The sequence below is a fragment of the Bradyrhizobium sp. 63_E2_N1_3 genome (genome assembly GCF_052076005.1).
GTDB classification, from domain to species: domain Bacteria; phylum Pseudomonadota; class Alphaproteobacteria; order Rhizobiales; family Xanthobacteraceae; genus Bradyrhizobium; species Bradyrhizobium barranii.
Genome location: NZ_CP197235.1, coordinates 4495687 through 4515094, shown reverse-complemented (window position 1 = coordinate 4515094; position 19408 = coordinate 4495687). Strand labels below are relative to the sequence as shown.

Annotated in this window: 17 protein-coding genes; 11 read left to right on the top strand and 6 right to left on the bottom strand. The window is 63.5% G+C overall.

Features of this window, described 5'->3' with window-relative positions:
- Positions 1 to 240: 240 nt before the first annotated feature.
- From AB7531_RS21440 to AB7531_RS21400, 9 genes are all read left to right on the top strand, one after another.
- A complete protein-coding gene (locus AB7531_RS21440; protein WP_028153431.1) occupies positions 241 to 1002 on the top strand; it encodes an outer membrane protein in 762 nt (253 codons plus the stop codon).
- A gap of 233 nt (positions 1003 to 1235) precedes the next feature.
- Positions 1236 to 1922, top strand: a complete 687-nt coding sequence (locus tag AB7531_RS21435; RefSeq protein WP_063983159.1) for an outer membrane protein — start codon at positions 1236 to 1238, stop codon at positions 1920 to 1922.
- A gap of 231 nt (positions 1923 to 2153) precedes the next feature.
- Entirely contained in the window at positions 2154 to 2900 is a 747-nt protein-coding gene (locus AB7531_RS21430) for an outer membrane protein (RefSeq protein WP_063983158.1), read from the top strand.
- Positions 2901 to 3089: 189 nt separating this feature from the next.
- Positions 3090 to 3854, top strand: a complete 765-nt coding sequence (locus tag AB7531_RS21425; RefSeq protein ID WP_063983157.1) for an outer membrane protein — start codon at positions 3090 to 3092, stop codon at positions 3852 to 3854.
- A 145-nt stretch (positions 3855 to 3999) separates the two neighbouring features.
- On the top strand, positions 4000 to 4755 hold the full coding sequence (locus AB7531_RS21420) for an outer membrane protein (protein WP_063983156.1): 756 nt from the start codon (positions 4000 to 4002) through the stop codon (positions 4753 to 4755).
- Positions 4756 to 5059: 304 nt separating this feature from the next.
- Positions 5060 to 8038: an excinuclease ABC subunit UvrA gene (gene uvrA / locus AB7531_RS21415; RefSeq protein WP_063983155.1), complete on the top strand. Its 2979-nt coding sequence runs from the start codon at positions 5060 to 5062 to the stop codon at positions 8036 to 8038.
- A gap of 45 nt (positions 8039 to 8083) precedes the next feature.
- Positions 8084 to 8416: a hypothetical protein gene (locus tag AB7531_RS21410; protein WP_187387690.1), complete on the top strand. Its 333-nt coding sequence runs from the start codon at positions 8084 to 8086 to the stop codon at positions 8414 to 8416.
- A gap of 144 nt (positions 8417 to 8560) precedes the next feature.
- Positions 8561 to 9202: an HAD-IA family hydrolase gene (locus AB7531_RS21405; protein WP_063983153.1), complete on the top strand. Its 642-nt coding sequence runs from the start codon at positions 8561 to 8563 to the stop codon at positions 9200 to 9202.
- A 35-nt stretch (positions 9203 to 9237) separates the two neighbouring features.
- Entirely contained in the window at positions 9238 to 10161 is a 924-nt protein-coding gene (locus AB7531_RS21400) for a nucleoside hydrolase (protein WP_063983152.1), read from the top strand.
- 89 nt (positions 10162 to 10250) lie between these two features.
- Here AB7531_RS21400 and AB7531_RS21395 read toward each other — a convergent pair whose 3' ends face one another.
- From AB7531_RS21395 to AB7531_RS21385, 3 genes are all read right to left on the bottom strand, one after another.
- Complete coding sequence (locus tag AB7531_RS21395; protein ID WP_063983151.1) at positions 10251 to 11204, bottom strand: YVTN family beta-propeller repeat protein; 954 nt, start codon at positions 11202 to 11204, stop codon at positions 10251 to 10253.
- Positions 11205 to 11206: 2 nt separating this feature from the next.
- Positions 11207 to 11776, bottom strand: a complete 570-nt coding sequence (locus AB7531_RS21390) for an SRPBCC family protein (RefSeq protein ID WP_063983150.1) — start codon at positions 11774 to 11776, stop codon at positions 11207 to 11209.
- Positions 11777 to 12731: 955 nt separating this feature from the next.
- Positions 12732 to 13499 (bottom strand): AAA family ATPase, encoded by a 768-nt coding sequence (locus AB7531_RS21385; RefSeq protein WP_063986355.1) that lies wholly within the window; start codon positions 13497 to 13499, stop codon positions 12732 to 12734.
- 265 nt (positions 13500 to 13764) lie between these two features.
- Between AB7531_RS21385 and AB7531_RS21380 the strand changes: the two genes are divergently transcribed.
- A complete protein-coding gene (locus tag AB7531_RS21380; RefSeq protein WP_231142064.1) occupies positions 13765 to 15837 on the top strand; it encodes a DUF1217 domain-containing protein in 2073 nt (690 codons plus the stop codon).
- A 16-nt stretch (positions 15838 to 15853) separates the two neighbouring features.
- On the opposite strand, the gene AB7531_RS21375 is transcribed toward AB7531_RS21380, so the two are convergent.
- The 3 genes from AB7531_RS21375 to AB7531_RS21365 form a co-directional block, all read right to left on the bottom strand.
- Positions 15854 to 16714 carry a PCC domain-containing protein gene (locus AB7531_RS21375; protein WP_063983148.1) on the bottom strand — a complete coding sequence of 287 codons (861 nt, stop codon included), beginning with the start codon at positions 16712 to 16714 and terminating at the stop codon, positions 15854 to 15856.
- A 9-nt stretch (positions 16715 to 16723) separates the two neighbouring features.
- Positions 16724 to 18331: an acyl-CoA synthetase gene (locus tag AB7531_RS21370; protein ID WP_063983147.1), complete on the bottom strand. Its 1608-nt coding sequence runs from the start codon at positions 18329 to 18331 to the stop codon at positions 16724 to 16726.
- Positions 18332 to 18436: 105 nt separating this feature from the next.
- Complete coding sequence (locus tag AB7531_RS21365) at positions 18437 to 18934, bottom strand: hypothetical protein (RefSeq protein ID WP_063983146.1); 498 nt, start codon at positions 18932 to 18934, stop codon at positions 18437 to 18439.
- A gap of 94 nt (positions 18935 to 19028) precedes the next feature.
- Between AB7531_RS21365 and AB7531_RS21360 the strand changes: the two genes are divergently transcribed.
- Positions 19029 to 19391, top strand: coding sequence for a hypothetical protein (locus AB7531_RS21360; protein WP_014495092.1), 363 nt, complete (start codon positions 19029 to 19031; stop codon positions 19389 to 19391).
- Positions 19392 to 19408: the final 17 nt, after the last annotated feature.

The window sequence follows — 19408 nt, the reverse complement described above, 5'->3', positions numbered from 1 at the left end:
CGCGCGGCACAAAGACGGCCTGCGCCAAATGGAATTTCCCCGAATTCCTGAGGACGGCGAAACAGCTTAACATTCATCAAGTTAGAAGCAGTTCAGATGCCGCCCGACTGTTGCATTCCGGAGACGGACTCCGCCTCCCGCCTAAGCTACGCTTGCCGCGGAATTAGATTCTTATAGGCGTCGCGCCTGATCAGCCGCTTCGGGGACTTCGAAAAGCGGTCAGAAACTGGGGGGACTGCAATGAATAAGATTTTGATTGGTACTATTGGTGCAATCGCGTTGGGGCTGTCGGCTCCCGCAAGCGCGGCAGATCTCGCTGCGCGTCCCTACACCAAGGCTCCGGCACCGATGATCGCGACCATCTACGACTGGAGCGGCTTCTACATCGGTATCAACGGCGGCGGCGGCACCAGCCACAAGTGCTGGGACGTCGATATCGGCGGTGGCGTTCTCGTAGGCGAAGGCTGCCACAACGCGACCGGCGGCACGGTCGGCGGCCAGGTCGGCTACCGCTGGCAGTCAGCCAACTGGGTGTTCGGCTTCGAAGGCCAGGGCAACTGGGCCGATTTCTCGGGTGACAACATCAGTGCGATCAGCGGCCTGCGCGATCGTTCGAAGATCAACGCCTTCGGCCTGATTACCGGTCAGGTCGGTTACGCCTGGAACAACGTCCTGGTCTACGTGAAGGGCGGCGGCGCCGTCGTCGGCGATCGCTACCGCAGCTTCGACGTCGCCAGCGGCCTCGAGTTCGACCGGGCCAACGAGACCCGTTGGGGCGGCACCGTGGGTGCGGGCGTCGAGTTCGGATTCGCCCCGAACTGGACCGTGGGCTTCGAGTACGACCACATCTTCCTCGGCAACCGCACCATCGGCTTCACCGGATCCGGCAATTTCGCCCCGCTCGGCGTCGCCACACGCTCCGATCGCATCAGCCAGGATGTCGATATCGGCCTCGTCCGCGTGAACTACCGCTGGGGCGGCCCCATGATCGCAAGATACTGATATCCCTCTGAGATCGCTTGGAGATCAAAGGCCGGCCTCGCGCCGGCCTTTTTGCGTGGGCAACGGGAATTATAGGTCAGTCACCGTTACGTTTTGCGATTATTGTGGCTTTTGGGAGACACAACTTGCGGCTTTGCTGATGTAAGCACGACATCAGTTGGACCACGGCGTCCGATGTCCTTCCGAACGCACGGAAGGCAAAAACAGAAACCGGGACTGGGATTAGTTTGAAAATGAAGAAGGTTTTGTTGGCTTCGGCCTGTTTGTTCGCTCTCGCTGCTCCGGCTTCAGCCGCTGATCTCGCGGCGCGCCCCTACACCAAGGCTCCGGTGGCGGTGGCCTCGGTCTACAACTGGACCGGCTTCTACCTCGGTATCGTCGGCGGCGGCGCCTGGGAAAACGGTTCCGGCGACCCGAAGATGAAGGGTGGCTTCGTCGGCGGCACCGCCGGCTACAACTGGCAGACCGGCAACGTCGTGTTCGGCGTCGAGGCTGATGGTTCCTGGGCTGACGTCAGCGCTTCGGTGACCGGCGCCACTGTTGTTCCCGGATTCGGCGTTGTGACCGCAACGGCGAGCTCGAAGACCGATGCCATGGGCACCGTGCGCGGCCGTATCGGCTACGCCGTCAATCAGGTCCTGTTCTACGGCACCGGCGGCTACGCCTGGATCGACAACAAGATCACCCTCTCCGCTCTCGGCCTGACCGCGTCGGACAGCAAGTGGCACTCCGGCTGGACCGTCGGTGCGGGCGTCGAGGCGTTCTTCGCTCCGCAGTGGTCGGTCAAGGGCGAGTACCTCTATCGCAGCCTCGGCGGCGAGACCTACTTCTCGGGCGCCCTGCCCACCGGCACGCTCAACTTCCACACCGTGCAGGTCGGCGTGAACTATCACTTCGGGGGCCCGGTGGTCGCGAAGTGAAGTACTGAGCTTCGCTTCCAACGCACCGCGTTACGAAAGGCCGGCCTTGCGCCGGCCTTTTTGTTTTCGCGCGTCCAGATCCAGGCCAACCGATTCCCAACGTTTTTCGGGAAGAGCTGTGGCATCCGGTGACACAACCTTCGGCTTCAATGGTGTAGAGCAATGACATCGATTGGGTCATTGGGTCGGCCGTTTTTCGCCGACAAAGAGAAACGAAACTGGGGAATTGAAATGAAGAAGGTTTTGCTGGCCTCGGCCAGTCTGTTCGCACTCAGCGCGTTGGCTCCCGCCTCGGCGGCCGATTTGGCGGCCCGCCCCTACACCAAGGCGCCCATTGCTGTGGCCTCGATCTACAACTGGTCCGGCTTCTATCTCGGCATCAACGGCGGCGGCGCCTCGAGCCGCAACTGCTGGGATGTCAACAACATCTTCGGCATTGCGGGTCCGGACACGGCTGAAGGCTGTCACAATGCGACAGGCGGCGTCGTCGGTGGCCAGGTCGGTTATCGCTGGCAGTCGGCCAACTGGGTGTTCGGCCTTGAAGCCCAGGGCGACTGGGCCAATCTGAAGGGCTCGAATACGAGCGTGGCGCTTGCTCCGCTGGTCAACGAGACCAAGATCGACGCGATTGGCCTGTTCACCGGCCAAGTCGGCTATGCCTGGAACAACGTGCTCTGGTACGTGAAGGGTGGCGCGGCGGTCACGCATGCCAAGTACAACGGCTCGGCGTTCGGCGTGGTCCTCGACAGCGCAAGCGAGACGCGCTGGGGCGGCGCGGTCGGCACCGGCCTCGAATTCGGCTTCGCGCCGAACTGGTCCGTTGCGATCGAATACGACCATCTTTTCATGGGCAAGCGCAACAACTCGTTCACGATTCTCGGCATCAACGACCGCATCGACCGTATCAAGCAGGACGTCGATATGGGCACTGTTCGCGTGAACTATACGTTCGGCGGCCCGGTCGTGGCGAAGTACTAAGCGTCGCCTCCGACGTCATCGCGTTACGAAAGGCCGGCCTTGCGCCGGCCTTTTTGTTTTCGCGCGCACGGCGCGAGCGCTTGCGGACAAGTTCCATTTTTCGGCGCGCTGTGACCCTCCGGTGACAGACTGTCGCACCTCGAAGGTTGTATCGAAGATCGCAACAACTTTGCCCTTGGGGGGTCCGTCTTGAACAAGTTTATGCTTGCCGCCGCCGGCATAGTCGCGATGACCACGTCCGTTTCGGCGGCCGATCTGGCGGCGAGCCCCTACACCAAAGCTCCTGCCCCGATGATCGGCGCGGTCTACGATTGGAGCGGCTTCTACATCGGCGCCAACGGTGGTGGCGGCTGGAGCCATAAGTGCTGGGACATCGTCGCCAACATCCTCGGTGCGCCGGTCACTCCCCCCGCATCGGAGGGCTGCCACACCGCGACCGGCGGCGTGGCTGGCGGCCAGGCCGGCTTTCGCTGGCAAAGCGCGTCATGGGTGTTCGGCGTGGAAGGCCAGGGCGACTGGGCTCACCTTAGCGGCTCCAATGGACCGAGCCTGGCTGCGGGCGGCGTCGGCTCAGACCGCTCGAAGATCAACGCCTTCGGTCTCGTGACCGGCCAGGTCGGCTACGCCTGGAGCAATGTGCTGTTCTACGCGAAGGGTGGTGCGATGGTTGTGAGCGACAAATACGAGGGCTTCACCACGGCCACCGGCTTCGTGTTCGACAGGGCGAATGAAACGCGCTGGGGCGGAGCGGTTGGTGCTGGCCTCGATTTCGGCGTAACGCCCAACATCGTGGTCGGCGTCGATTATGTGCACGGCATCATGGGATCGCGCGACAACCGCTTTACGTTCAACAACGGCACGTTCTCGCGCGCCGATCGGATCCGCCAGGACGTTGACATTGCAACGGCCCGCGTCAGTTACAGGTTCGGCGGCCCCCTCATCGCCAAATACTGATCTTCGCCTCCGACGCCATCGCGTTACGAAAGGCCGGCCTTGCGCCGGCCTTTTTGTTTTCGCGCGAGGGTGCACCCAACCGTCTTGGAGTCGTGAGGCGCGCGCAAGGCGTCCGCTAATGGCTTTGGCGAGTTGGGGACGTGACATGAAGACGTGGATGCTGGCTGCGGTCAGCCTGTTCGCACTCGGTGCGGTCGCGCCGGCTACCGCCGCCGATCTCCCGATCTACAAGGCGCAGGCGGCCGCCGTTCCCGTCTATGACTGGAGCGGCATCTATGCCGGCATCAACGGCGGCGGCGGCTTGGCCCATGCCTGCTGGGGCGTGACCCGCGCGCTCGGCATCGCTGTCGATCCGGCCGTTGGCGAAGGCTGTCACAATGCGGGCGGTGGCACGGTCGGCGGACAGCTCGGTTATCGCTGGCAGAAGTCGCGTTGGGTGTTCGGCATCGAGGGCCAGGGCAACTGGGCCGACTTCAAGGGCAGCAATGTCAGCGTGGCGCTGCCGCTGTTCACCAACCAGACCAAGATCGACAGCTTCGGCCTGTTCACTGGCCAGATGGGCTACGCCGTCAACAACCTGCTCCTCTATGGCAAGGCCGGCGCCGCGGTGGCGCACGACAAGTACGACACCTTCGTCCCCGGCGTCCCGGCCGCGGTGTTCAACAGCGTCAACCAGACCCGCTGGGGCTACACCATCGGCATCGGCGTGGAATGGGGCTTTGCCGAGAACTGGTCGGTCGGCGGCGAGTACAACCATGTCTTCCTCGGCCATCACAGCGCCGACTTCGCAACGCTCGTCGGCGGCTTCGCCCCGCGCACCGACCGGATCGGCCAGGATATCGACATGGGCCTGATCCGCATCAATTACCGCTGGGGCGGCCCGGTCGTCGCCAAATACTGAGGCAAAGCTTCCCACAGGAACCTCCAAGTCCTGATCATGTGCGGATTGCCCCAAATCCGCATTCAAACGCGAACGAAGGGCTGGCCTCGCGCCGGCCCTTCGCATGTTCTGGGGGCCCTGCTCCTGCCAGATGCCGCCAGCGCGCCAACAATCCGTTGACGATTCGCACACGCCACTGGAAATCCGCTCCCGTTCTTCCTACGTTCGCTGCCATACCCATCGGCGCCGATCCCGGTTCCGGGCGACGCGCGCCTTTTTTGTTGGCGCGATCGCGCACCTTTGGGATTCCTTGAGGGCAACTCGGATGGATGAAGTGATCAAGGCGAAGCGCCAACAGCAGAACGCGGGATCCAGCCTGCGCGCAATTACGATCCGTGGCGCGCGCGAGCACAACCTCAAGAATGTCGACGTCGAGATCCCCCGCGACAAGCTGGTGGTGTTCACCGGGCTGTCAGGCTCCGGCAAATCCTCGCTCGCCTTCGACACCATCTACGCCGAGGGCCAGCGCCGCTACGTCGAATCGCTGTCGGCCTATGCGCGCCAGTTCCTGGAGATGATGCAGAAGCCTGACGTCGACCAGATCGACGGCCTGTCGCCGGCGATCTCGATCGAGCAGAAGACCACGTCGAAGAACCCGCGCTCGACCGTCGGCACCGTCACCGAGATCTACGACTACATGCGCCTGCTCTGGGCGCGCGTCGGCGTGCCCTATTCGCCCGCCACGGGTCTGCCGATCGAGAGCCAGACCGTCTCGCAGATGGTCGACCGCGTGCTGGCGCTGCCCGAGGGCACCCGCCTCTATCTGCTCGCCCCCGTCGTACGCGGCCGCAAGGGCGAGTACCGGAAGGAGCTCGCCGAATGGCTCAAGAAGGGCTTTCAGCGCGTCAAGATCGACGGCACCTTCCATGAGCTGGCGGAAGCGCCCACGCTCGACAAGAAATTTCCGCACGACATCGACGTCGTGGTCGACCGCATCGTGGTGCGCGCCGACATCGGCCAGCGCCTCGCCGAAAGCTTTGAGACCGCGCTGAAGCTCGCGGAGGGCCTCGCCGTCGTCGAGTTCGCCGATGCGGCTGCAGCGGCTGCGCCCGCCGAGGAGAAGAAGAAGACCGCCAAAATTCACGACAAGAGCGGGCCCGAGCGCATCCTGTTCTCGGAAAAATTCGCTTGCCCCGTCTCCGGCTTCACGATTCCGGAGATCGAGCCGCGCCTGTTCTCGTTCAACAATCCCTACGGCGCCTGCCCGGCCTGCGGCGGCCTCGGCGTCGAGCAGCATGTCGACGAAGACCTCGTCATCCCCGACAAGGAGCTCGCCATCGGCAAGGGCGCGATCGCGCCCTGGGCCAAGTCGTCGTCGCCTTACTATATTCAGACGCTGACCGCGCTCGGCAAGCACTACAAGTTCACGCTGACCACCAAATGGAAGGATCTGCCGAAGAAGACGCAGAACGCGATCCTCCTTGGCTCGGGCGAGGACGAGATCAAGTTCTCCTACGAGGACGGCGTCCGCTCCTACGACACCAAGAAGCCGTTCGAGGGCGTCATCACCAACATCAACCGCCGCTATCGCGAGACCGAGAGCGAGTGGGCGCGCGAGGAGCTCGCAAAGTATTTCCACGACGTCCCCTGCGAGGGCTGCAAGGGTTTCCGGCTGAAGCCCGAGGCGCTCTGCGTCAAGATCGGCGGCAAGCATATCGGCGAGATCTCGGAACTGTCGGTCAGGAAGGCCGGCGAATGGTTCGAGACCGTGCCCGAGGCGCTGAACACGCAGCAGAACGAGATCGCCGGCCGCATCCTCAAGGAGATTCGCGAGCGCCTCACCTTCCTGCTCGACGTCGGCCTCAACTACCTCACTCTGTCCCGCTCCTCCGGCACGCTGTCCGGCGGCGAGAGCCAGCGCATCCGCCTCGCCTCGCAGATCGGCTCGGGACTGACGGGCGTGCTCTACGTGCTGGACGAGCCCTCGATCGGCCTGCACCAGCGCGACAACGCCCGCCTGCTCGACACGCTGAAGCGCCTGCGCGACCTCGGCAACACCGTGATCGTCGTCGAGCATGACGAGGACGCGATCCTGCTCGCCGATTACGTCCTCGACATCGGGCCCGGCGCCGGCATGCATGGCGGCAACATCGTCGCCGAAGGCACGCCCGCCGAGATCATGCGCAACCCGAAATCGCTGACCGGCAAATATCTCACCGGCGAGCTCGAGGTCGAGGTGCCGGAGCGGCGCCCGCCGAACCATCGCCGCACCATCAAGGTGGTCAACGCGCGCGGCAACAACCTCAAGAACGTCACGGCCGAGATTCCGCTCGGCCTGTTCACGGCCGTCACCGGCGTCTCCGGCGGCGGCAAGTCGACGCTGCTGATCGACACGCTCTACAAGGCCATCGCCCGCAAGCTGAACAACGCCAGCGAAGGCGCCGCCCCCCACGATCGCATCGAGGGTCTCGAGCACATCGACAAGATCATCGACATCGACCAGTCGCCGATCGGCCGCACCCCGCGCTCGAATCCCGCGACCTATACCGGCGCCTTCACGCCGATCCGCGAATGGTTCGCCGGCCTGCCCGAAGCGAAGGCGCGCGGCTATGAGCCCGGCCGCTTCTCCTTCAACGTCAAGGGCGGCCGCTGCGAGGCCTGCCAGGGCGACGGCGTCATCAAGATCGAGATGCACTTCCTGCCCGACGTCTACGTCACCTGCGACGTCTGCAAGGGCAAGCGCTACAACCGCGAGACGCTGGAGGTCCTGTTCAAGGGCAAGAGCATCGCCGACGTGCTCGACATGACCGTCGAGGAAGCGGCCGACTTCTTCAAGGCGGTCCCGCGCGTGCGCGAGACGTTCCAGACCCTGCACCGCGTCGGCCTCGACTACATCCATGTCGGTCAGCAGGCCACAACCCTGTCGGGCGGCGAAGCCCAGCGCGTCAAGCTGGCGAAGGAGCTGTCCAAGCGCGCCACCGGGCGCACGCTCTACATCCTGGACGAGCCGACCACCGGCCTGCACTTCCACGACGTCAAGAAGCTGCTGGAGGTGCTGCACGAGCTGGTCGCGCAGGGCAACACGGTCGTCGTCATCGAGCACAATCTCGAAGTCATCAAGACCGCCGACTGGGTCATCGACCTCGGCCCCGAAGGCGGCGACGGCGGCGGCGAAATCGTCGCCTGGGGCCCGCCGGAGGATATCGCGAAAGCGCCGCGGAGCTACACGGGCAAGTTCTTGGAGCCGGTGTTGAAGAAGGCGCGGAAGCCGAAGCGGAGGAGCACGAGCGAGGCGGCGGAGTAGAGTTCATTCCGCCTCGTCCGCGGGATCATCGGGGAAAGGCTGCAAGTGTCCGCGATGCCCAGCCGCACCTACATGCTCTTCCGCAAGGCAATCCTCGCCGAGCAGCAGGCAACCTGCATCTACGAGGGGCGTTATCGCGAGCTCTGCCCCCACATCATCGGCACCAACAAGATGGGTGAGGAAGCCGTCCTCGCCTGGCAATTTGGCGGCGAGAGCAGCGGACCGCTGCCGCAATGGCGATGCCTGAAGCTCGCCAATATCACCAACGCCCGCACGCGCGATGGCCCCTGGCACGAGGGCGGCTCTCACCGGACTACTCAGACCTGCGTCAGCAACATCGATCTCGACATCAATGTTCACGTGCGCAGGTTGCGGTGACGCACATGCGTCCCACGGCTGACGGGCTTGCCGGCCATGATCGCAGGGTTGATTTCAATGCGCTCGTGTCGCATGGGTGTCCTCGAATTCTTCTAAATAATAGCCGCCACGTCTCGTTTGTCAGCGAACTCGAAACCCTCCTCCATGCCCTACTCCCTCGCCATCTTTGATCTCGACGGCACGCTGGCCGACAGCTTTCCCTGGTTCCTGCGTACCATCAACGATGTCGCCGATCGCTTCGATTTTCGTCGCGTCGCGGATGACGAAATCGAAGCGCTGCGGCATGCATCGTCGCGCGAGATCCTCACCCGGCTCGAGGTACCGCTGTGGAAGCTGCCGGCGATCGCGCGGCATGCGCGGCGGCTGAAGGCGGAGGCGGCGGCGGAGATTCCGCTGTTTGCGGGCGTCGAGACGATGCTGCAGACGCTGGCCAATAACGGCGTGCAACTCGCGCTGGTGACGTCGGATAGCGAAGCCAATGCACGCGAGAAGCTTGGCGAGTCCGCCGCCCTGTTCGCGCATTTCGACTGCGCGGCATCGCTGTTCGGCAAGCCCGCGAAATTCCGCCGCGTGATCCGGCGCGCAGGCGTGGAGCCAGGCCGCGTGATCGCGATCGGCGACGAGGTCCGTGATATCGAGGCGGCGCGCGCGGTGGGGATTGCCTGCGGCGCGGTGAGTTGGGGCTACGCCGCGCCGGCGGCGCTGCGGGCGCTTGCGCCCGATCACATGTTCGCGCAGATGGATGAGATCGCAGACGTAGTCTGCCGGATTTCGCTCAAGGCCTGATCCGCAATCGGCACGCCCGGCCCAAGGAGACGGTGATGACACTCTCGGACGCAGCCCGCCTCAAACTCCTGGAGCCGCCGGTCGGCAAGGTGCGCGTGGTGCTCGACACCGACACCTACAACGAGATCGACGATCAGTTCGCGCTGGTGCAGATGCTGCTGTCGAAGGACCGGTTCGACGTCGAGGCGATCTACGCCGCGCCGTTCTTCAACACACGCGCCGACAATCCCGGCCACGGCATGGAGCTGAGCTACCAGGAAATCCTTCGCCTGCTGGAGCGCCTCGACGTCGCGCCGGACGGCCTCGTCCATCGCGGCGTCACCGACTATGTCGGCCCCGGCAAGACGGCGCAGGCGGCCCCCGCCGTCAACGACCTCGTGGCCCGGGCGCGCGCAGGCTCCCCTGACAATCCGCTCTACATCATTGCCATCGGCGCCATCAGCAATATCGCCTCGGCGCTGCTCAAGGCCCCCGACATCATCGACCGCGTGGTGGTGGTCTGGCTTGGCGGTCACGCGCTGGAATGGCCGCACACGATCGAGTTCAATCTCAAGCAGGACGTCGGCGGCGCGCAGGTGCTGTTCGACAGCGGCGTGCCGCTCGTGCTCGTGCCATGCAAGGGCGTCACCTCGCACCTTCACAGCACGGTGCCGGAGATCGAGCGCTACATCGAACCGCATGGCAGCATCGGCGCGTTCCTCGCCATGCGCTTCAAGGACTATTCGTCCGACCATCTGGGCTGGGCCAAGGAGATCTGGGACATGGCGCCGGTCGGCTGGCTTCTCAATCCCGATTGGGCGCCGAGCGTGATCATCCCGGCCCCGGTCCTCACGGATCAGATCACGTGGAGCGTCGACCGCCGGCGGCATCCGATCCGCTACGTGACCTATGTGGATCGCAACCCGATCCTGAAGGACTTTTTTCTGAAGTTGAAGGCGTTTGCCGGATCGAGATCGTAGGGTGGGTTAGCGTAGCGTAACCCACCGCTTCTTTTTCCGCAGCGACTAAAGTGGTGGGTTACGCCTTCGGCTAACCCACCCTACGCCCCCTACTCCGTCCGCCTGAGAAACGCCCCGAACGCGCGCGGGCCGTCGCCGGTCTTGACCTCGCCGATCACCTTCAGCTCGGTGGCATCGATGATGCTCAATGTGTTGCTCTCCCAGCAGGCGACGATGACGCGCTTGCCGTCGGCGGTCGCATTGATGCCTTCGGGATAGTCGCCGACATTGATCCGCTTGACCGGCTTCAGCGTCGCCAGGTCGAACACGCTGACGGTGCCGCCATACTGGTCGGTGACGAAGCCGCGCCCTTGCGTCAGCGCCACGGCGTAGGGACGCATCCCGACCGGCACGCGGCCGATCTCTTGGCTCGCGGCGATGTCGATCACCGAGACGTCGTTGGAGCCGACATTGGCGGTGTAGGCGCGTTTTCCCTCGGCATCGATGGTGACGCCGAACGGACGGGTGCCGACCTTGATGGTCGCTTTGCGCTCACGCGTTGCGGTATCCACCACCGAGACGCTGTCGTCGTCACGGTCCGCCGAGAGCAGCAGCCTGCCGTCAGGCGTCACCGCGAGCCCCGACGGTGAGGCGCCGACCGCAATGCTGGCGGTGACGCTGCGCGTGGCCGTATCGATCACCCGCACCGCGGCGGCATACCAGTCGGCGACGTAGAGCGTCTTGCCATCGGGCGTCACGGCAATGCCGAGCGGCCCGCCGCCGACCTCGATCCGCCCCGAGACCTGCCGCGTTGCCGCGTCGACCACGGTCACCGCCTTGGCGTCGGGGCTCGTGACATAGGCAAAGCGCCCGTCCGCGCTGACGGCCACGCCGGCCGGCTTGCCGCCGATCGGAATGGTCGCAACGCTGCGCGACGTTGCGAGGTCCACGACCATCAGATCGTCACTGAGCTGGTTGGTGACGAACGCCTCTTCGGCGGACGCGCTGCCAATACTGGCAGCGCAAAGGCTGGCGGCGAGCGCCGCCAGGACCCGCGCCCGCACGGTCAGCTTCCGCTCTCGATCTTCTTCTTCAGCGCTTCGAGCCCGGCCTGATAGAGCCCCTTCACCGCCTTCACAGCGGCCTCGTCGCTCAGCTCGGGCGGCGGATCGTTGTTGGGGAAGCCGCGGTAGAACGCGCCCGCCCATTCCAGCGTCGCGCCCTTGCCGTCGGCGCTCGGCGTCACCGTCAGCGTCGAGGAATAATTGGTGACCGGCAGCACCTTCACGTCCACCTTGGTGATCCGGTAGGAATAGGTCATCGCGGCAGCGTCGAACTTGTAGAGTTCCTCATCGACGGTGGCGCCTCCCGTCAGGGTCAGCCGCCGCGTCGCTTCGATCTCATTGCCCTTCTCGCCCTCGGTCTTGGTGACAGGCGGCAGCCAGCTCATGTCCTGGAAATTGCCGATCGCGGCCCACACCTTGGCCGGCGGCGCGTTGATCTCGATGGATTCGCGCACCTTCTGCCGGGTCGGCCCATGTGCCCAAGCCGGGCCAAACGCCGCCGTCAAAGCCACCGCGCCCGCGGCAGTCAGCACCGCGCCCATGACCATGCGCCGTCCAATCGTCACCCTCATCTCGTTTCCTCATGCGTCTCGTGGATCGTGCGCGACTTGAGGCGCGCTGCGATCATGGTAGCGCATTTTGCGGCCGTGGGGAGACCTGTTCATGGCGGCGTTGCGGCGCGCGCTCGCGCGTCCCAGAACCCCTTGCGCCGCCCGTCGGGCAAAACACCCAATGGGCGGGTCAACCGCACCACGCAGAAATAATTCTCTTTATCCGCATTTCGGATTATCATATAGAAAGCCATCCCACCCCGGGCCGAGGGGCGTTATCGCGATCGTCACGACACGCGGGATGGGACGTGGTGGACGCAGGCGGCGTCGGCGCGAAGGTGGTTTGCAGGGCGGGCAACCGTGAGCGAACGCCGCGCGCACACGACCGGTGCAGCCTGTGTACGGTAAAACCGTGCCGTCCTGGCGCCCGGAGCCTGTGCGCCAAGTCTCGCGGTGATGTGGCGGCCCGACCGGGCCGCGCGCATCAGTCATCCGCAAGGCGACGGGGGCAATAGTGCATCGCTCCCCGGGGAGAGCTCGGCATAAGCCGTAAAACCACTGCGCAGGGAAGGCCGGATGTTTGGCTTCACCTGTATGCCGCTGTGCAAACTTCGTAGCGCAATTTCCGCACAGTGGACCGCGGGTGCCAGCCGGCACCCGGCCTTCCCTGCGCCCTCGGCACTTTCGAGGGTGGTGACTACAGCAAAGCTCGGGCAGATCTTGCCGCGAGGATGCGAAACCGTGCGTGCGATTTGAATTCGAATGCAAAGCTAGAATCTGCTCTCGTGCCCCGGACGCAGCGCAGCGCTTCCCTGGCGATGCGCAGCATCGTCCAGTGCGGCGATGCGCTGCAGAGCCGGGGCCCATGCTGCAGCGAGCGTGTGACTGCGTGGGTCCCGGCTCTGCGCCGCACCGCTACGCGCTGCAGCGCGTCCGGGACACGAGAAGAGCGAGTGCCGTGGGAGCGCGCCCTCGCCTACTCCGCCAGTGTCGCCTCCACGAACCCGCGCGGATCGTCACAGAATTCGCGCATCACCCGGTAATGATCGGTTTGCTCCACCGTCGTCGGCTCCAGGCCGTATTTGCCCAACCGCAACAGTCTCGCGTTTGGATAGGCCATCAGCAGAGGCGCATGGGTTGCCATGATGACCTGGCAGATGCGGGACTCGTCCATGCGTCGCAAGAGCTTCAGGAATTCGATCTGACGCGCCGGCGACAGCGCCGATTCCGGTTCGTCGAAGATGAAGATGCCCTGGCGCTGGCAGCGCTCTTCGAAGAAGCGCAGAAAACCTTCGCCATGAGAATGCGACAGGAAGTCGGGGCCGGCCTGGCCGGCATCACGTGCGGCCTTGTCGAGATATCGCGCGACCGAGAAAAAACTCTCGGCGCGAAAAAAACAGCCGTTGGTGATCTTCGGCAGCCAGCTTGCGCGCAAGGCCCTGGAAAGCTGGCCGCCCATCTTCTCCCGCGCTTCGGAATGGTCGACGGGCATGTAGCCCTTGCCTCCACCCGCATCGTCGTAGCCGGCAAGCGCTGCGATACCCTCGAGGATCGTCGACTTCCCGGTGCCATTCTCTCCGACGATGATCGTGATGGCGGCGTCGAAGTTGAGCTCGAAATCATCCGGGAAGATGGGCAGGCAAAACGGATATGCCTCGCGATCGTGAACTCGCGACGGATCGAGCCAGACCCGCTTCAGATACGGCGCCGGCAGGTTGATGGTGCGATTGCTTCGTCGGCTCATGCTCTGCTTCCAACCCACTCCGGTCGATATTTCGACTGGAACATACTAGGAACACAATCCTCGCGAAAGCAGCACCTGAGAAACATACAGCAACAAAACCCGGCATGCGTCACTTGGACGCAAATTAAAACCTAAGATTGCAGCAAAGAATCGCCTTAAGAAAACGTTGCTGCGAGACAGCTTGCTGGCATGAGGCCAGCCCCCACCCCGCGACCCGGCAATGATTGACGGAAGTCCAGGACCGTAGAGCCGCGAGGAATGCGCGATGGTATCAACGTATTTCAGCTACAACTACATTGCGCACCATCTCAAGCAGTCCCTGACGCGGGTTGAACAGCAACCCGATGTCGCGCGAGAATCCGCCTATTACAAAGCCAACATCGGCAAGGTGCGGACCGTCGATGATCTTATGAAAGATTATCGCCTGTATCATTATGCGATGAAGGCATATGGCCTGGAAGACATGGCCTACGCCAAGGCTTTCATGAAGAAGGTGCTGGAGAGCGACCTCTCCGACCCAAAGAGCTTCGTCAACAAGTTGGTAGACAAGCGCTACCGGGAGTTTGCCGCGGCATTCTCCTTCAATGGCAGTGCCACGCCAGTTGCGCAATCGGGAGACCAGACCGACGAGATGATCGGTCTGTACACGACGACCAAGAAGAGCCAGGTCGATGCGCTTGCCGCAGACTCGAATTACTACAGCGCTGAAATCGGCAAGATCAGCAGTGCAGACCAACTCCTGAACAACGACCGTCTTCGCAACTATGTCTACTCGGCATACGGGATCGATCAAAGCAAGTGGCCGGGTGACACGATAAGTCAGGTCTTGCGCAGCGATCCGTCCGATCCAAATAGCTACGTCAACACCACCTTCACTTCTCAGTTGACCGGCCTCAACGCCCAGCTTGCTCAAGCCAAATCGGACGCCAGCGCCGCTGATCTAAAGATAACCGGTTACAAGGCCCAACTATCGCAACCGGGCGCCGACGTGACCCAGTTGAACATCCAGATCCTGGTCGAAAAAAGTCACCTGGAGTCATATACGAAAAGCATTTCCAGCCTCAGTGACCAGATAGCGACGATTGGCGGGTTTGTAGACCTGGCCGGCGCGTTCGAGTTCTCGCCCGACGGGTCGCTTCCGTCAGGCGTGTCCGCCCAGACTGCCGCAAATGTCGCGATCACGAAAAAGCGGTTCGACGACAGCAAGGCCGCCGTCTATTCGGCGGCAAGCCCGATATACGAAGCTTTGGCGATCAAGCAATTCAGAACGGACCTCAGCAAGATCAATTCAGTCCAGGCGTTCGTATCGACACCTGGCGTGTATGATTTTGCGCTGGGCGCCGTCGGCCTCGATCCCGGAATGGTCTCGAAGGCGACGATCAAGGCAGTCCTCGAAAGCGACGTCAACGACCCCAAGAGCTACGTCTATACCCTCAAGGACAATCGGTACGTAGAGCTCGCACGCGCCTTCAACTTCGACGCAAAAGGCAATCTGACGACCCCCTTGGTGGCTCAAGACTCGGCTCAGGTCCTCCAGATCGCGAGGGAATACGTCATTGCCGCGCTGAAACAGGCAAGCCCTCAGCAGGAGAAGGCAATTCGGGCACTAGCCACGAAAGATGCGACGGCTTATCAAGAGGCAATCGCAGGCATCGACAGCGTTTCCGAGCTTCTCGCAAACAGGCCGATGGTCGATTTCATTCTCTTGGCCAAGGGTTTGGACCCTAAGAAGGTCAGCACCGAATTTCTCAAGAAGATCTTCAGCTCCGACCTGAACAACCCAAAGAGCTTCGCGAACACGCAGAGCGATCCTCGCTTTGCCGAAATCGTGGCATCGTTCAACTTCGACAGCAAGGGTAACGTCGCGCGCCTCCCGATGATGGGTCCTCAGAAGAGAGATCAATTCCGGGAAACACAGGCGAACTATCTCCAGCAAAGCCTGGAGCAGCAGCAGGGGGATACGAATCCCGGCGTACGCCTTGCGCTCTATTTCCAGCGAAAGGCGGGAGAAATCACGTCCGCATACGACATCCTTGCCGACAAGGCTCTTTCGGAGGTGTTCAGGACCACCTTCGATTTGCCTGACTCGATGGCCTCGATGCAGATCGATCAGCAAGCCAAGGTCGTGGACAAATTCATGAAGATCAAGGACCTTTCCGATCCGGCGAAGGTTGAAAAACTGTTGAGCCGGTTCTCCGCCATGTATGACGTCAGAAACGGCGAGAGCATCGGCCAGGGTCAATCTCCCTTGCTCAACCTCTTTCAAGGATCGAGCTCGGGCATATCAGGGATAAGTGAATCCACGTTCTTGGCCATCGCCAAGCTACGTGCTCACTGATGATCGCTCGCCGATACTAGCCCAACACCTCGAGCGCCAGCTCCATGGTCATCAGCACGGGATTGTGCCCACGGATCAGACGGCCCTCCGCGATGCCGCCAGTGTAGTCGATCAAGGCAATGTCGAGCGCCGCCTCCGGTGCGCCCGAACTGCCCTCTACGATCGTCCCCGCTGTCACGGCGAGCTCGGTCGCGAACGACTCGGTCACCCCGCCATGGGTGAAGCGTGCACCGATGGTCGAACCGACGCCGCCGTGGATCTTCGCACGCGCGATGCCATGCGTGCGGCAGAACGCTTCGAGGCAGCCGGCAAAATCCTGGTTGGGCCGCAGCCGCAGCGCGAAGGCGCGGCTTGTCGTACGCGCGCCGGTGCTCGCAGCGGACACCGGCCCGAACAGCTTGAAATTGGTCTCGGTATCGGGCTCCGCGGTGAACATCGCACCGTCGATGCCGAACGCTTCAACCTCGAACGGCTCGGCGACAACAGTCTCGTCCGGCAGCATGTGGCCGCCGCTTGCCTTGCCGTCCGCCTCCGTCCAGAGCCCGTGGCAATGAAAGAACGGGGCGCCATCGCGCATTCCGAGCGTCATGCAGCCGAGTTTCGTCCGCGTCACGCCGCTGGGGCGAAAAGTGTCACTGTAGAACGCCGCGTTCTCACCTGTCTTCGACAGCGCCGGCATCACGTATGCGAATGGTCCGAGTGCAGCGCTGCCAAAATTCAGCACGCCACTGGCAAACCCCTCTGCCGCAAAACCACGCCGCGCGGCTTCGAGCAGCGGCAGACCCGCTTCGACCCTAAACGAGAATGCGCGCCCCCTCGCCTCGACCCATTGGATGCGTTCGGCGACAGGCGCGCCCGGCTGCTTGATACTTCGCATCGCGTATGCTCAGCCCGCCTGCTTGTTGTCGAGATCGAGCAGCCCGCGCGCCTCGAGCTCATCGCGCACCATGCGCTTCGGGATCTTGCCATAGCCGGACTTCGGCAAGGCCTCCCAGAAGAAGAACCGCTTCGGCATCTTGTAGCGCGGCACCTTCGGCAGGAGGAACGCCGCCATCTCGGCTTCGCTCACCGGCTTCTCGCCTTCGCGCGCGACGCAGACGGCGACGCCGACCTCGCCCCAGGTCGCATCGGGCACGCCGAGCACGGCAACCTCGCCGACCGCGGGATGCGTCAAGATCTTCTCCTCGATCTCGCGCGGATAGATATTGGAGCCACCGGAGATGTACATGTCGGAGGCCCGTCCCGTGATGTAGACGAACCCCTCCTCGTCCATGTGACCGAGGTCGCCGGTGCGGAACCAGCCGTCGCGGAACGCCTTCGCATTGGCCTCGGGGTTGTCGTAGTAGCCGGCGAGCACGGCAGGCCCGATCACGCAGATCTCGCCGCTCTGGTTGGCGGCCAGCTCGCGGCCCTCGTCGTCCTGGATCGAGACCTGCATGGCCGTGCGCTCGAAGCCGCAGGTGCCGATCTTCGCATAGGGTCCGTCCTCGGGATCATGCAGCGCCGCCGGTAGCACGGTGATGTTGCCGGTGACCTCGCCGAGGCCAAAATACTGCACGATGACCTTGCCGAGCTTCTTCAGCGCGGCCTTCTGGTCCTCGCGGTACATCGGCGCGCCGGCATAGATCACGTGACGCAGCGAGGAATGATCGTATTTGTCGGCGGCCGGATGCTCCGCCATCATCTTCAGGATCGTCGGCACCGTGAAGAGATTGCTGACCCGATGCGCCTCGATCAGGCGGAACGCCTCGTCGATGTCGAATTTCTCCGTCGGCAGCAGCACGGTGCACACGCCGCGCGCGGTCTGCACCAGCTGATGCACGCCGGCGCCATGCGACAGCGGCGCCACCACCAGCGACGCATCCGCTTCCGTAACGCCGGGGGTGAGATCGGCGAGATGGTTGGTGACGACAAAACCCATCTGGCCGTGGGTCAGCACCGCGGCCTTGGAGCGGCCGGTGGTGCCGGAGGTGAAGAAGAACCAGCAGGGATCGTCGTGCTCGACGGCGACGTTCGCAACGCTTGCACCGGCCTGCGAGGCGATGGCTTCCGCCACCGAGCGCTCGCCGAACGAGCCCTTGCCGTCGACGCTCCAGGTGAACTCCAGCGCACCGCCCTTCACGGCTGCAGCGTGCTCGGGAAAATCGACGTGGCACAGGAACGCCTTCGCGCCGGAGGCCTGCGCGAGATAGGTGACCTCATCCGGTATCAGGCGGAAATTGGTGGGCACCCAGACCGCACCGAGCCGGAACGCGGCGAACATCGAGAAGAACATCTCGTCGCCGTTCTTGGAATGGACGAGGATGCGGTCGCCCTTGGCGATGCCGCGCGCGGCGAGTGCGGCGGCCAGCGCCGAGACCTGCGCATCGATCTCGCGCCAGGTCCAGGATTTGTCACCCCAGACGAAACCAGGACGCGACCCATGCCGCCGCGCATTCTGGGTCAGCATGTGAGCGAGATTCATGACGCGGCGGGACATGCGCAGGGGCTGCATCGGGCTTCCTCTTCGACGGCGGACGGCGCACGAGCCGCCCGCTCCTTGCAGCCCATTTATCGCCATCGAATGCGGTGTAGCAAGGCCGTCGGTCGCGCATCTGCCCTACGGCTGCTTGAACGCAAACGGCGTCGCCGTGATGGCCTTCTCCTTCCGGCAGGCCTGCGCACCGAAACCGCCGCAATAGCTGCCGTGCAGATCGAAGCGAATGGTGCGCGCCGCGCCACGCTTCATCGCCGGCGGCAAAATCTTGTAGCCGCGGACATAGCCGTCGAACACGGGGCGCACGCTGCCGTCGGGCAAAGTCACCAGGACGTTCATGACGCAGCCGCCGGTTCCGCAATAGGTGGTCTCGCGCTCCCCGCATTTGGTGTCGCGGAAATCGACGATGTAGTCCTCACGGCCGTCGCCGGTCAGGTCGATCTTGCGCACGGTGTCCGGCGCGAAGGTCACCAAGCTACCATCCTGGCTGTCGCATTCCTCATTGGCGTAGCGCAGCGCCTGCTGCACGCCGGGCGGATAATCGGCCGGATTGAACGGTTTTGCATCATCGGCGCGCGCAGCGGTGGTGAGCAGTGTGAGCAGGAGGATCAGATATCGCATTCGCGTTTGTCGCCGGCGCGGCCGCGACCGTTCAGGGAATTTTAAACATGATCGGCGCAACCTCAGCCAGTTCTCGCGTACAGAGTGCCGCATCATGGTCAAAGCGCCCGCCTTCCTCCTGTTGTCGCTGGCGCTCGCCGGATGTGCCGTGGCGCCTCAGGCGCACCTCTCCGCCGACCCCGCCTTCAAGCCTGCGCGCTATGCCTGGGATGGCGCCGGCGAGGATCCCAACCAGCCACGTTCCGGGGCTCCGCGTGCCACGCGCGCCGACGCCGGCTCCGAGCGCAACAGGTCGCAAGCCGGACTTCAGCCCTATTCGAAGGAATGGTGGCAGGCCCAGGACGGCATCGAGGCCGAGCAGGACGCCAAGGTCACCCGCTCCCTCGTCATCTGCCAGGGTTGCCTCCGCCCGCAGCCGCAATCTGAAGATTCCAGGCTCGCCAAAGCGACCGATTGAACCGAGCGGCCGCGCCA

What these genes read in the sequence shown, in the direction of transcription:
- AB7531_RS21375 (WP_063983148.1), bottom strand. Translation starts at nt 16,714, where the DNA reads ATGCGAAGTATCAAGCAGCCGGGCGCGCCTGTCGCCGAACGCATCCAA.
- AB7531_RS21420 (WP_063983156.1), top strand. Translation starts at nt 4,000, where the DNA reads ATGAAGACGTGGATGCTGGCTGCGGTCAGCCTGTTCGCACTCGGTGCG.
- AB7531_RS21360 (WP_014495092.1), top strand. Translation starts at nt 19,029, where the DNA reads ATGGTCAAAGCGCCCGCCTTCCTCCTGTTGTCGCTGGCGCTCGCCGGA.
- AB7531_RS21400 (WP_063983152.1), top strand. Translation starts at nt 9,238, where the DNA reads ATGACACTCTCGGACGCAGCCCGCCTCAAACTCCTGGAGCCGCCGGTC.
- uvrA (WP_063983155.1), top strand. Translation starts at nt 5,060, where the DNA reads ATGGATGAAGTGATCAAGGCGAAGCGCCAACAGCAGAACGCGGGATCC.
- AB7531_RS21370 (WP_063983147.1), bottom strand. Translation starts at nt 18,331, where the DNA reads ATGCAGCCCCTGCGCATGTCCCGCCGCGTCATGAATCTCGCTCACATG.
- AB7531_RS21430 (WP_063983158.1), top strand. Translation starts at nt 2,154, where the DNA reads ATGAAGAAGGTTTTGCTGGCCTCGGCCAGTCTGTTCGCACTCAGCGCG.
- AB7531_RS21390 (WP_063983150.1), bottom strand. Translation starts at nt 11,776, where the DNA reads ATGAGGGTGACGATTGGACGGCGCATGGTCATGGGCGCGGTGCTGACT.
- AB7531_RS21440 (WP_028153431.1), top strand. Translation starts at nt 241, where the DNA reads ATGAATAAGATTTTGATTGGTACTATTGGTGCAATCGCGTTGGGGCTG.
- AB7531_RS21405 (WP_063983153.1), top strand. Translation starts at nt 8,561, where the DNA reads ATGCCCTACTCCCTCGCCATCTTTGATCTCGACGGCACGCTGGCCGAC.
- AB7531_RS21385 (WP_063986355.1), bottom strand. Translation starts at nt 13,499, where the DNA reads ATGAGCCGACGAAGCAATCGCACCATCAACCTGCCGGCGCCGTATCTG.
- AB7531_RS21435 (WP_063983159.1), top strand. Translation starts at nt 1,236, where the DNA reads ATGAAGAAGGTTTTGTTGGCTTCGGCCTGTTTGTTCGCTCTCGCTGCT.
- AB7531_RS21365 (WP_063983146.1), bottom strand. Translation starts at nt 18,934, where the DNA reads ATGCGATATCTGATCCTCCTGCTCACACTGCTCACCACCGCTGCGCGC.
- AB7531_RS21380 (WP_231142064.1), top strand. Translation starts at nt 13,765, where the DNA reads ATGGTATCAACGTATTTCAGCTACAACTACATTGCGCACCATCTCAAG.